This is a genomic window from Streptomyces europaeiscabiei, assembly GCF_001550375.1.
Lineage (GTDB): Bacteria > Actinomycetota > Actinomycetes > Streptomycetales > Streptomycetaceae > Streptomyces > Streptomyces europaeiscabiei.
In genome coordinates, this window is sequence record NZ_LRTR01000829.1 from 148,462 (window position 1) to 159,122 (window position 10,661).

The 10,661-nt window shown below is 69.9% G+C and carries 9 protein-coding genes and 2 pseudogenes; 1 reads left to right on the forward strand and 10 read right to left on the reverse strand.

Features of this window, described 5'->3' with window-relative positions:
• Positions 1-9 precede the first annotated feature (9 nt).
• The 8 genes and pseudogenes from iolD to AWZ10_RS41985 all read right to left on the reverse strand — a co-directional run bounded on the left by iolD (position 10) and on the right by AWZ10_RS41985 (position 6,825).
• Positions 10-1,893 (reverse strand): 3D-(3,5/4)-trihydroxycyclohexane-1,2-dione acylhydrolase (decyclizing), encoded by a 1,884-nt coding sequence (gene iolD / locus AWZ10_RS41955; protein ID WP_060893726.1) that lies wholly within the window; start codon positions 1,891-1,893, stop codon positions 10-12.
• Positions 1,893-2,774 (reverse strand): 5-deoxy-glucuronate isomerase, encoded by an 882-nt coding sequence (gene iolB / locus AWZ10_RS41960; protein WP_046706824.1) that lies wholly within the window; start codon positions 2,772-2,774, stop codon positions 1,893-1,895. Before iolB ends, iolD begins: the two co-directional genes overlap by 1 nt.
• The gene (locus AWZ10_RS41965) at positions 2,771-3,643 is read right to left on the reverse strand and encodes a Cgl0159 family (beta/alpha)8-fold protein (protein ID WP_060893727.1); all 873 of its coding nucleotides are present in this window, start codon (positions 3,641-3,643) and stop codon (positions 2,771-2,773) included. Before AWZ10_RS41965 ends, iolB begins: the two co-directional genes overlap by 4 nt.
• A gap of 4 nt (positions 3,644-3,647) precedes the next feature.
• Positions 3,648-4,616 (reverse strand): 5-dehydro-2-deoxygluconokinase, encoded by a 969-nt coding sequence (gene iolC / locus AWZ10_RS41970; RefSeq protein ID WP_060893728.1) that lies wholly within the window; start codon positions 4,614-4,616, stop codon positions 3,648-3,650.
• Positions 4,617-4,878: 262 nt separating this feature from the next.
• Positions 4,879-5,361: pseudogene (locus AWZ10_RS41975) on the reverse strand (transposase); the annotation flags it as partial.
• A gap of 13 nt (positions 5,362-5,374) precedes the next feature.
• Positions 5,375-5,995: pseudogene (locus tag AWZ10_RS54710) on the reverse strand (alpha/beta hydrolase); the annotation flags it as partial.
• A 207-nt stretch (positions 5,996-6,202) separates the two neighbouring features.
• Positions 6,203-6,586: a hypothetical protein gene (locus AWZ10_RS41980; protein ID WP_046706821.1), complete on the reverse strand. Its 384-nt coding sequence runs from the start codon at positions 6,584-6,586 to the stop codon at positions 6,203-6,205.
• Positions 6,586-6,825 carry a hypothetical protein gene (locus tag AWZ10_RS41985; protein WP_046706820.1) on the reverse strand — a complete coding sequence of 80 codons (240 nt, stop codon included), beginning with the start codon at positions 6,823-6,825 and terminating at the stop codon, positions 6,586-6,588. Before AWZ10_RS41985 ends, AWZ10_RS41980 begins: the two co-directional genes overlap by 1 nt.
• A 409-nt stretch (positions 6,826-7,234) precedes the next feature.
• On the opposite strand from AWZ10_RS41985, the gene AWZ10_RS41990 reads away from it, so the two are divergent.
• Positions 7,235-8,122 (forward strand): SCO6745 family protein, encoded by an 888-nt coding sequence (locus AWZ10_RS41990; protein WP_046706819.1) that lies wholly within the window; start codon positions 7,235-7,237, stop codon positions 8,120-8,122.
• A gap of 227 nt (positions 8,123-8,349) precedes the next feature.
• On the opposite strand, the gene AWZ10_RS41995 is transcribed toward AWZ10_RS41990, so the two are convergent.
• Positions 8,350-9,300, reverse strand: a complete 951-nt coding sequence (locus AWZ10_RS41995; protein WP_244172739.1) for a hypothetical protein — start codon at positions 9,298-9,300, stop codon at positions 8,350-8,352.
• A 210-nt stretch (positions 9,301-9,510) separates the two neighbouring features.
• Positions 9,511-10,560 (reverse strand): NAD-dependent epimerase/dehydratase family protein, encoded by a 1,050-nt coding sequence (locus AWZ10_RS42000; protein WP_060893730.1) that lies wholly within the window; start codon positions 10,558-10,560, stop codon positions 9,511-9,513.
• Positions 10,561-10,661: the final 101 nt, after the last annotated feature.

The window sequence follows — 10,661 nt, forward strand, 5'->3', positions numbered from 1 at the left end:
GAGGCGTCCTTACAGGTAGTGGCGCTGGTCGAGCTTGTGGGAGGCGTACGTCTCGTACGCGGCGCGGGTGGAGTCCAGGGCGGAGGTCTGGGCGACGGGGACGTCCCACCAGCCGTGGCCGGGCGGGTTGGGGCCGTAGAGGTCGGTCTCGACGTGCACGACCGTGGTGCGGGTGGCCGCCTTGGCCTTCTCCATCGCGGCGCGGAACTCGTCGACGGAGGTGGCGTGCACCACGTCCGCGCCCAGGCTGGAGGCGTTGGCGGCGAGGTCGACCGGGAGGACATCGCCGTCGAGCTGGCCCGAATCGCCGTCGCGGTAGCGGTACTTGGTGCCGAACCGCTGCGAGCCGAGCGACTCCGAGAGCGCCCCGATGGAGGCGAAGCCGTGGTTCTGGACGAGGACGACGATGACCTTCAGGCCTTCGGAGATCATGGTCACGATCTCCTGAGCCATCATCAGATACGAGCCGTCGCCGACCAGTACGACGACCTCGCGCGACGGGTCGGCCATCTTGGCGCCGACGCCGGCGGCGACCTCGTAGCCCATGCAGGAGTAGGCGTACTCGACGTGGTAGGCCTTCGGATCCCGGGCCCGCCACAGCTGTTGCAGGTCACCCGGCATCGAGCCGGCCGCGTTGATGACGACGTCGCGGTCGCCGAGCACGTCGTTCAGGGCGCCGAGGATCTGGGTCTGGGCGGGGAGGTGGCCGGTGGTGCGCTCCGGTGCGAAGCACTCCTCCTCGATCTCCCTTGTACGGGTGATGAGTTGACGTGTCCGGCCCCGGTACTCCGGGTCCACCTCCCAGTCGGTGAGCGCGCCCGCCAACGCCTGGATGCCGAGGCGGGCGTCGGCGACAAGGGGTTCGGCGGAGTGCTTGACGGCGTCCAGGCGGGCCACGTTGAGGTTGACGAAGGTGACGTCCGGGTTGTCGAAGACGGTGTGGCTGGCGGTGGTGAAGTCGGAGTAGCGGGTGCCGATGCCGAGGACGACGTCGGCGTCGCGGGCCAGTTCGTTTGCGGCGTACGAGCCGGTCGAGCCGAGACCCCCGACGGCGTACGGGTGGTCCCACGGCACCGCGCCCTTGCCGGCATGCGTGTCGGCGACGGGGATGCCGGTGGCCTCGGCGAAGGCGCGCAGCGCGGTCTCGGCACCGGAGTAGACGGCGCCGCCGCCGGCCACGATCAGCGGCTTCCTGGCGTTGCGGAGAAGGGCGGCGGCCCGCTGCACGGCCGGGGGCTCCGGCACCGGGCGACCGATGTGCCACACCCGCCGCCTGAAGAAGGCGACCGGCCAGTCGTAGGCCTCCGCCTGCACGTCCTGCGGCAGGGCGAGGGTGACGGCGCCGGTCTCGACGGGGTCGGTGAGCACCCGCATGGCGGCCAGCGCAGCCGGGATCAACTGCTCGGGCCGGGAGACACGGTCGAAGTACTTCGACACGGCGCGGAAGGCGTCGTTGACGGTGACGTCCCCGCCCCGGGTGTCCTCCAGCTGCTGGAGCACGGGGTCGGCGGCGCGCGTGGCGAACATGTCGGACGGCAGCAGCAGCACCGGGATGCGGTTGGTGGTGGCCAGCGCCGCACCGGTGATCATGTTGGTGGACCCGGGCCCTGTCGACGCCGAGCAGGCGAAGGTGGCGAGCCGGTCGCGCATCTTCGCGTAGGCCACCGACGCGTGGACCATGCCCTGCTCGTTGCGGGCCAAGTAGTAGGGCAGGTCGGCCTCGCCGGTGACGGCGGCCTGGAGGAGCGCCTGCCCGAGACCGGCCACGTTGCCGTGGCCGAAGATGCCCCACACGCCGGGGACGAGGCGCTGTTCCTGGCCGTCGCGCTCGCTGTACTGGTTCGCCAGGAAGCGGACCAGGGCCTGCGCGGTGGTGAGCCGGATCGTTTCCATCAGTGCTTCTCCTCGGCGCCGAAGGGCAGCCGGTCGTCGATGTCCTGCGTGTCCCATGTCGTGCGCACCCACCCGTGTGCCGGGTCGTCGCAGATCAGCCAGGCACGGTCCTGACCGGGACCCGCCATGACGTTGAGGTAGTAGAGGTCGTAGCCGGGTGCGGCGATCGACGGGCCGTGCCAGCCGTGCGGGATCAGCACGGTGTCGCCGGAGCGGACCTCGGCGAGCACGTCGATCGGCCGCCCGGGGGTCCCGTACACCCGCTGGTAGCCGAAGCCGTTTCCGTCGCCGGAGACCTGGAAGTAGTAGATCTCCTCCAGTTCCGACTCCGCGCCCGGGCGGGCCTCGTCGTGCTTGTGAGGCGGGTACGAGGACCAGTTGCCGCCGGGCGTGAGGACCTCGCAGACGAGGAGCTGCTCGGCCTCGAACGTGCCCGGCAGGCAGTAGTTGTTGACCTGGCGGGAGCAGGCCCCGGCCCCGCGCAGCTCGATGGGCACGTTCTCCTTGGGCCCGTACCGGGCGGAGAGTGAGCTCCGCTCGGTACGGGCTGCGGGCAGCGCGAACGTTCCACCGTCCGCGCTGCCGATCAGGGCCTCCGACTCGCGGGGGAGGTACACGAAGTCGGTGGTCGAGGCGAACACGCCTGTCCGCCCGGCGAGTTCGAAGGTCATGCCGTCCGTGGTGACGGTGCAGGAGCCCGTCAGCGGCAGGACCAGGAACTCGCAGTCCCGGGTGGACAGGGCGTGCGCCTCGCCCGGCTTCAGGGTCAGGATCCTGAGGCCGGAGTATCCCCAGCCCGCCGACTCGGGCGTGACCAGGAGTTCGTAGGGTCCGTCGGCCGAACTCCCGGCAGGGAGGTGGTACTTGCTCGTGCCGGTCACAGCAGGCTCACCGCCTGGTCCACCGCCCCGGCGACATCGCCGTTCGAGGGGTAGAGGAGGGAGCGGCCGACGACCAGGCCCTGGGCGGTCGGCTGCTTGAGGGCCTTGCCCCAGGAGGCGAACGCGGCGGCGGCGTCCTTGACCTCGCCGCCCAGCAGCAGCGCGGGGAGCGTCGAGGCGGCCAGCACCCGCTCCATGTCGTCCACGACCGGCAGCTTCAGCCAGGTGTACGCGGTACGCCGACCGAGCCCCGAGGCGATACTGACCGACTTGACGACAGCATCCGTCGAGAGGTCGTTGCGGACCTTGCCGTGCTGCCAGGAACTGAGGAACGGCTCCACCATGGCGATGAGCTGACGGTCGTTCAGCTCGTTGACGGCGTGCGCGGTGTTCTCCAGCGCGGCCGGGGTCGCCAGGTCGTCGAGGGCGATCCGGGTGAGCATCTTGCCGCCGTCGAAGCCCATCGCGGCGATCGTCGCCGCGTCGTAGCCGGTGAACCGGTCGTCGATCTCGAAGACGGAGCCGGCCAGTCCGGCGCGGTTCATGGAACCGAAGACGCTCTTGCCGTCCAGGACGCCGAGCAGAAGGAGGTCCTCCAGGATGTCGGCGGTGGCCAGCACTCCGGTCACGCCGGGCCGTTCCAGGGCGGTGCACAGGCGGTCGAGGAGTTCGAAGCGGTCGGCCATGGCGTTCGGGTCGCCACCCACGCCGTTGGCGCCGCGTGCGGGATGGTCGGCGGCGATGATCATCGCCCTGCCGTGCCCGCCGAGCGGTGAGGCGGCCCTCACCCGGCGCGCGGCTGCCACCGCGATGGCACCGGGGTCGCCCACCCGGGCTGCCACGATCCGGTTCACGTTGTCGGACAGCACGTCGTCACACCTTTCCGTCGATGGGGGCAGCGGAGGCCTGGCGGAGCTTGGCCTCGACCTCGGCCTGGGTCGGCATGGCGTCGGAGCAGGACAGCCGGCCCGCCACGATGGCGCCGGCCGCGTTGGCGAAGGAGACGGTGCGGCGGGTGCCCCAGCCGGACAACAGGCCGTGACACAGGGCGCCGCCGAAGGCGTCACCGGCGCCGAGTCCGTTGACGACGTCCACCGGGACCGGCGGGATCTCGACGGCCGAGCCGTCGCGGCTCATCGCCAGCACGCCCTTCGGTCCCTGCTTGACCACGGCCAGCTCCACGCCGGCTGCCAGCAGCGCCTTCGCGGCGGCGTACGGCTCGCGCTCACCGGTCGCGACCTCGCACTCGTCGAGATTGCCGACCGCGACCGTGGTGTGGCGCAAGGCCTCGGCGTAGTACGTACGCGCGTCCGCCGGGCTGCTCCAGAACATCGGCCGCCAGTCCAGATCGAACACCGTCGCCCCCGCCTTGCCCCGGTGGGCCAGCGCCGCCAGCGTGGCCGAACGGCTCGGCTCCTCGCTCAGCCCGGTACCGGTCACCCAGAAGACGCGGGTCTCGTGCACGGCGTCCAGATCCAGCTCGTCGGCGCGGATGTCCAGGTCAGGGGCCTTCGGCAGCCTGTAGAAATACAGGGGGAAATCGTCCGGCGGGAAGATCTCGCAGAATGTCACCGGCGTCGGCGCGATGTCCGACGTACCGACGAAGCGGGTGTCGACGCCGTAGTCCTCAAGGGCCGACCGCACGAAGTCGCCGAAGGGGTCCCGGCCCGTCTTGGTGATCACGGCCGCGGGGTGCCCGTAACGGGCGGCGGCCACAGCGACGTTGGTGGGGCTGCCGCCGAGGTACTTGCCGAACGACGTGACCTCCGCCAGCCCCACGCCCGTCTGGAGCGGATACACATCCACTCCCACTCGGCCCATGGCCAGTACATCGAACGGCATCGCTGGGTTCCCTTCGCTCCGGAGGTACCGGGGAGTTCCTCGGGGGATGGTGCACTCTCGCGCTCTACTAGCGCGCTCTAGGTGAGTACGATGGGCCCCGTCCAAATGTCATGTCAATAGCTTGTTGCCGGGAGATTTCGCGACCGCCCCCGGGGTGGGGCGCGTCAAAGGGGGGTTTTCACAGGTGGATGCGTCAGCCAAGCAGCGGCCCACGATGGCGGACGTAGCCGCGAAGGCAGGCGTGTCCAGGGCGCTCGTATCGATCGGTGGGGCCGTTGCTGTACGGAAGTGTGAGGGCGTAGTTCACGGCGTCGCGGTCTCGTTCCAGGCCGCGGGTGAAGGCGTGGAGATCAGGTAGGTCGACGGCGCGGGCCTGGGCGATCCAGTGCGTGAGCGCAGCGGCGTTTCCGGCCTGAGGCGTCAGGAGTTGGGCGACGTCCCGGATGAGGGTGGCCAGTTGGGTCATCTCGGGGCAGGCGGCGGTGAGCTTGGCCAGGAGCTCGTGATGCTCGGCCTTGAGGTTGTCGGGCCTGGTCAGCAGCATCCGAGCGAATCTGCGCGGGGAGATGTGGCTGCGGTCGGCGTCCGCGCGGCCCTGGTTGATGTACTTGTGCAGGAGGTTCAGGCAGCCGGTGAAGCCGAGGGCCTTGATCTCTTCGAAGAGGTGCTTGACGGGGACGGCGGGGTCCTCGGAGCGGCGTTTGCGCAGGTGCTCGCGGTAGGGATCGACGAGGCTGGCCCGGTGCGTCCGAGGAATCGAGCAGTTCCAGGACCAGGTCGATGACCAGCTCCGGCCGACCCGCAAACGGAGAGTGTCCGGTCCGCCACTCGCGGATGGAGTCGTAGCGCGCGGCCATGATGTGTTGGAGTCCGGGGTCGATGGCTCGGTCCTTCGCGCACACGACGTAGGCGCAAGGGGCATGTTTCCAGCCCTGGCGCTCCGGGACTCCTCGCCCGTCGCCGGCTGCCTGGGCTCGTCGTAGTCCCACTGCCCACGCGGCCAGGTGCCCAGGGCAATCTGCGTACAGCGCATCCACGGCCCGGCTTGGGTCAAGACGCGTGGAACCGTCGTTCTGCGGCTCGATGGCGGATTTCAACTGGCTGGAGGCGCCGCCCGAGCCCGCCGCACTTTCCCCCGTATCCGGCACGAAGGCCGCCAGATACGCCAAGCGCCCGACTCCACGCAGACCAGTGAGCACGGACCCTTCGTAGGAGTGGCCCAGAACCAAGGGCGGCTCCGGCAGCACGTCTACGGCGGCCTGCACCGCCGCCGTGTCCGCGGTCAAGGAGCCCCGATGCAGTTCGGGAGCAACGACGTCCACGCCTACGGCTCGCAGGCCCTCAGTAACCCGGATGAAGTGCTCAGGTTGGTGATACAGGCCGTGAACCCAAACCGCGCTGGTCGCTGGGGTCGCCTCCCCGGATCGACTTGCCGAAGAAGGCGATCCTGGACGTCGAGCCCAGCCAGTGATCCACTTCCGATACACGCCCCAGATGGGGGACGGCACGAAGGCTGACGTGACGGTGAAGACGGCCCCGGCGACCCGCCCAGCTCCTGTGACCCACTACGGATACGGGAAAGCCCCTCAGATCCGCCAGGAGCGGAGCGCGTCCGCGACGTCGTAGATGCTCAGCCGGGTCTCGCGGACCTTTCTGATGAGGTCGGACAGAGCGCCATAGGGAGGGTCGATGCCTTCTCCGGACTGGTCCATGTACTGGCCGGTGACGAAGCCGGCGAAGAGGCTGTTGCGGTGGGGGAGTGGTTCGAGACGCACGATGGTGTGCAGGAGCGCGGCAGCGCGCCACGCGGCATCGGGATTGGACGTGGCGAGAGTCGGCATGCGTGTCTTGTGGCGCGCGATCGCCGCTACGAGGGCCGAGTAATCAGTGACCGACACGTCGTCGTGACCGAGAGCGACGTCCTGGACGTCCAGAAGCCAGGAGACGTCGATGTACAGGATCTCGCTCATCAGGCGGCGGTTGCCCCCTGGCCGCGTTCGGACGCGGGAACCTCGTCCGGGAACGCCTCGTCGAACTCGGAACGCAGTCTGTCCGCCCACGAGGCGGCGCCGGCCACGAACCGTTTGCGCTGCATCTCGCGCACACCGAGGTCGTGCAGGTACTGCTTGAGGCTCTTGCCCTCAGCCGCAGCAGCCGCGCGCACGCCTTCCATTTCTTCCTCAGTAAAGGGCACATTCAGTGATGGCATACCGGCATGGTACCTACTTGGTACCTGCTGGGGCGACCTCCAGGGCTGATCGTCGAAGGCGTCGACATCCCCAGCGTGGATGCCATCGTCTCCGCCACCCCACCTGCAGCGCCGTCGGCTGCGTCCAGGCCCTCGGCCGCGCCCTGCGCCTGGACGCCCGGCAAGAAGGCCAGCCTCATCGGCCTGTTCCAGATGTTGACGGTGGCACTGCGCCGCCGGGGCATCGGGAGTTCGTCGTGCGGGCCCGACGGTTGTGAACTGGCACCGAGAAATGGTCGCAGGGCAGTAGTTGCGGGAGCCGTCCTCCGATAACGTACCGACCAGACGGTACGGCATGGCTGTGGTCCACGCACCGTCGTGTGCTCGATGAACAGCAACGTCTTATCCGCCACAGGACGGAGATCCCCTCATGACGCAGAACACGGACCGCGACGGCCCGGTCCTCGCACGCCAGACCTGGAGAACTCTCGAGCCCTACCACGGGGCTGTCTACTTCTCGCCCGAAGCAGCAGGCCAGTACGCCGAGTTGGGCGTGGACGCCAGGACGGGGTACTTCGCGTCCCGCTCCGCCGCGCTCGGCGCGGCTCCCGCGGATCTGGTCATCGCCACGTTCTACAACTTCAATCCCCAACTGGTGCGCCGGGCCATACCCGCGGCATGGGAAGCCGCCACGCCCCAGCGGTTCGCCGCCGCCCGGCTCTCCGGGATCGATACCACACTCCGCCGCATCCTCGGCGCGGACGTCTCCTCACCGGCACTGGCCCGCGCGGCGGAACTGGCCCGTACCGCGGCTGAAGTGACCGTGCACCATCCACAAGGCCGCCCCCTCTTCGCCGCGCACGCCGCACTGCCGTGGCCGAGCGCACCCCACCTCGTGCTCTGGCACGCGCAGACTCTGCTGCGGGAGTTCCGTGGCGACGGTCACGTGGCGGCACTACTGGCTGCCGGGCTGAGCGGGCTCGAGTCCCTCGTCGCGCACGCCGCCACAGGCGACATCGACGCGGAGGTGCTGCGCGCCTCGCGGGCATGGACGCCGGAGCAGTGGGGACAGGCCGTGCAGGACCTGCGTGAGCGTGGATGGCTCGACGACGGACCTCACCTGGCCCTGACCGAGGACGGTGCGCGACGCAGGGCGGAGATCGAGCACACCACCGACAGGCTTGCCGCCCTGCCCTACATCACTCTCGGTCCTGCCGCCTGCGCTGAACTTCGTTCGCTGGTGAGGCCGTTCAGTCTTGCGCTGGCCAAGGAGCTCCTGCCGTGGGCAGTCGACCGCCTCAGCGAAGAGAGCACATGAGAGAAGGGAGCACATGAGAGAAGGGAGCACATGAGAGAAGGGAGCACATGAGAGAAGGGAACGAGGGCGGGCCTTCTCGACGGCTGAAGACTTCCGGATCCTGACCAGGGTCCGGCTCGGTGGACGGGGTGTCGTGTTCGGTGCTGCTGACGGTCCGGTGTTTCGTCTGTGGAGCGGAAGGACTGTTCTGGTCGGCCGGTGTCTGACTTCGATGCGGCCTGTGACGGTCAGTACCCGCGGGCGTGGATCGCTTGCAGCCATGGTTCTCGGACGGCGGGGATCCGTGTGAGTGTGTGCCGGAACGCGTCGCGGGAGGGCCGGAACCGTGACTGGGGGTGTGGCGGCAGCGGATCGTCCCGCTCCACGCCCGCTGGCAGCCGGCCGGCCGCCGGCAGCCGTGTGCGGTGGGGTGGGAAGGCGAGGTCGGTCCAGAGCGTGGCTTCGGCGGGAACGGGCACGGCGCCGCTGTTCGGCTGCCATGTCTGGCCGGTCTGCGGGTGGACCGGCACCAGTACCAGGTCGGCGGCCGGCTCGCCGATCCCCGGTCCGGCCAGGGCCAGCCGCTTCGCGTGTTCCCCTGTGGGCAGGAGCGCGGCGAGGGCCGGGCCGAGGAGCTCGGCGACCGGGCCGGGTACCACGTTGACCGGCTGGCCCGCGGCGGCTGCCACGACATGGGCGAGGGTCACGCCGGCGGGGATGTCCCGGTACTCGCTCAGCCTGTGCCGCAGTGCGCCGTCGGCCGGCAGGTCCGCCCAGTCCATGACGGGCCGTTCCGGCGGGCCGGGCAGTCGCACCACTGCGTGGGGGAGGAGCCTGACCACCTGCCATTGCCCGCAGTCGTCGATCCGGGATCCGGCGGCCAGCCCGCAGTCCAGGCAGGCGAGGTTCGGTCCGCCGCTGCCGTTGATCCCTAGGCAGTAGCCCTCGGTCCGCTTCGCGATCAGCCCGGTGCCGCGCATGTCGCCGGGCGCGAGCAGGACGGTGTCCGGCGGCCCGTCGGACAGATGGCTGATCGGAGCGAAGACGCCGCGTGCCGCCGCCTGCTGTGCTCCGATCTCTTCCCAGGGCCGCCAGGGTGGCCCGTACGGTTCGGGGTCGATGGCGTAGGTCCCCGCTTCCAGGAGCGGCGGGTGCAGTGTCTCCCAGTGGGTGTCGCTCAGGTGGATAGGCAGTGCCACCTGCGACACCGGCGCCGTCAGTACGGCACCGCAGCCAGCACACCCGAACACGGCCAAGTCGGCTCCCCTCGCCGTCGGAACCCCTGCATCGCACCAGGAAGGCGGCCGGCAGGCAACGGGTTTTCGGCCGGCGCCGGCCGCCCCTGTCGGCGGCGGGTCCTCGGCCTCGGCGTCCGTCACCGGGGGGTGGCGTGGGTTGGTGGTCCTTGATCAGGCCGGTGCCGGCGGGAGGATGGTTTGCGGTGGTGTTGTTGGGGTGGGGTGGTTGAGGTGGTGTGTGTACCAGGGGGTGTTGGTGGTGAAGCGTGTGTGGAAGCCGGGGCCGGGGTGGAGTTGTGTGTGGTGCCAGATGCGGGTGGTGTCGTAGTAGTGGTCTTCGGTGAGGAGGGCGTATTGGTGGTCGGTGAGTTGGGGGAGGTGTTTTCGTACCTGTGCGCGGTGTTCGGTGATGGGGGTGGGGTGGGCGGGGGGGAGGTGGAGCAGGGTTCGCAGGCGTGTGTGGAGGTGGTCCATGGGCAGGGGGCGGGGATCGGCCACGTGGTAGGTGGCGCCGGCGTCGTCGCTGTGGGGTGGGGGTTGGTGTGTGAGTGCGGTGATGATGCGGGCGAGGTCCTGGACTGCGATGGCGGAGGTGTGGGGGGGTGGTGTGTCGGGCCAGGTGGGTATGTGGCGGAGGATGCGGGCGAGGGTGGGGATGAACCAGTGGTCTCCGGTGCCGTAGATGAGGTGGGGGCGCAGGATGGTGCCGCCTGCGGCGCGTACGGCTTCTTCGGCGTGCAGGCGGGTTGTGCTGGCGGGTGAGAGGGGCGCGGGCTGCAGTTGTCCTTCGTGGGGGCCGCGGTGGGGGCCGGTGCCGTAGACGGAGGCGGTGCTGACGTAGATGAAGCGTGTGACTGCGTGGCGGGCGGCTTCGGCCAGCAGGGCCTGGGTGCCGGTGTGGTTGATGGCGTGGCATTTTTGCGGATCGCTGCCGACGTAGCTGGCGGTGTGGATCACTGTGGTGATGCCGGAGCAGATGCCGTGCAGGCTGGGCGGGTCGGTGAGGTCGCCGGTCACGTGGTGTGCCGCGAGCGTGGGGGGTGTTCTTCGGGAGAGCACTCGAAGGCTGGGTGTGGTGCCGTGCACCCGGTGGTGGCGGGTGAGTGCTTTGAGTACGGCGCGTCCGATGAAGCCGGTGCCGCCCACGAGGAGAACGGTGCCGGTGTCGGTGTTTGTGGGGGGCGCCGTGCTGCCGGCTGTGGCGGGGGCGGGGGTGTGCATGGTGGGGCTCCTTGTCGGGGTGCGGGTTGTGCCGGTCTTGTGGCGTGCGCGGCGCCCCCGGCCACCGGCCGCAGCCTGCGGCTCTGGTCCCGGTCCCGGCC

Bases quoted from the DNA above. Each gene is read 5' to 3' on its own strand.
- AWZ10_RS41990 (WP_046706819.1), top strand. From the start codon at position 7,235: ATGACGCAGAACACGGACCGCGACGGCCCGGTCCTCGCACGCCAGACC.
- AWZ10_RS41980 (WP_046706821.1), bottom strand. From the start codon at position 6,586: ATGAGCGAGATCCTGTACATCGACGTCTCCTGGCTTCTGGACGTCCAG.
- iolD (WP_060893726.1), bottom strand. From the start codon at position 1,893: ATGGAAACGATCCGGCTCACCACCGCGCAGGCCCTGGTCCGCTTCCTG.
- AWZ10_RS42000 (WP_060893730.1), bottom strand. From the start codon at position 10,560: ATGCACACCCCCGCCCCCGCCACAGCCGGCAGCACGGCGCCCCCCACA.
- AWZ10_RS41985 (WP_046706820.1), bottom strand. From the start codon at position 6,825: ATGCCATCACTGAATGTGCCCTTTACTGAGGAAGAAATGGAAGGCGTG.
- iolC (WP_060893728.1), bottom strand. From the start codon at position 4,616: ATGCCGTTCGATGTACTGGCCATGGGCCGAGTGGGAGTGGATGTGTAT.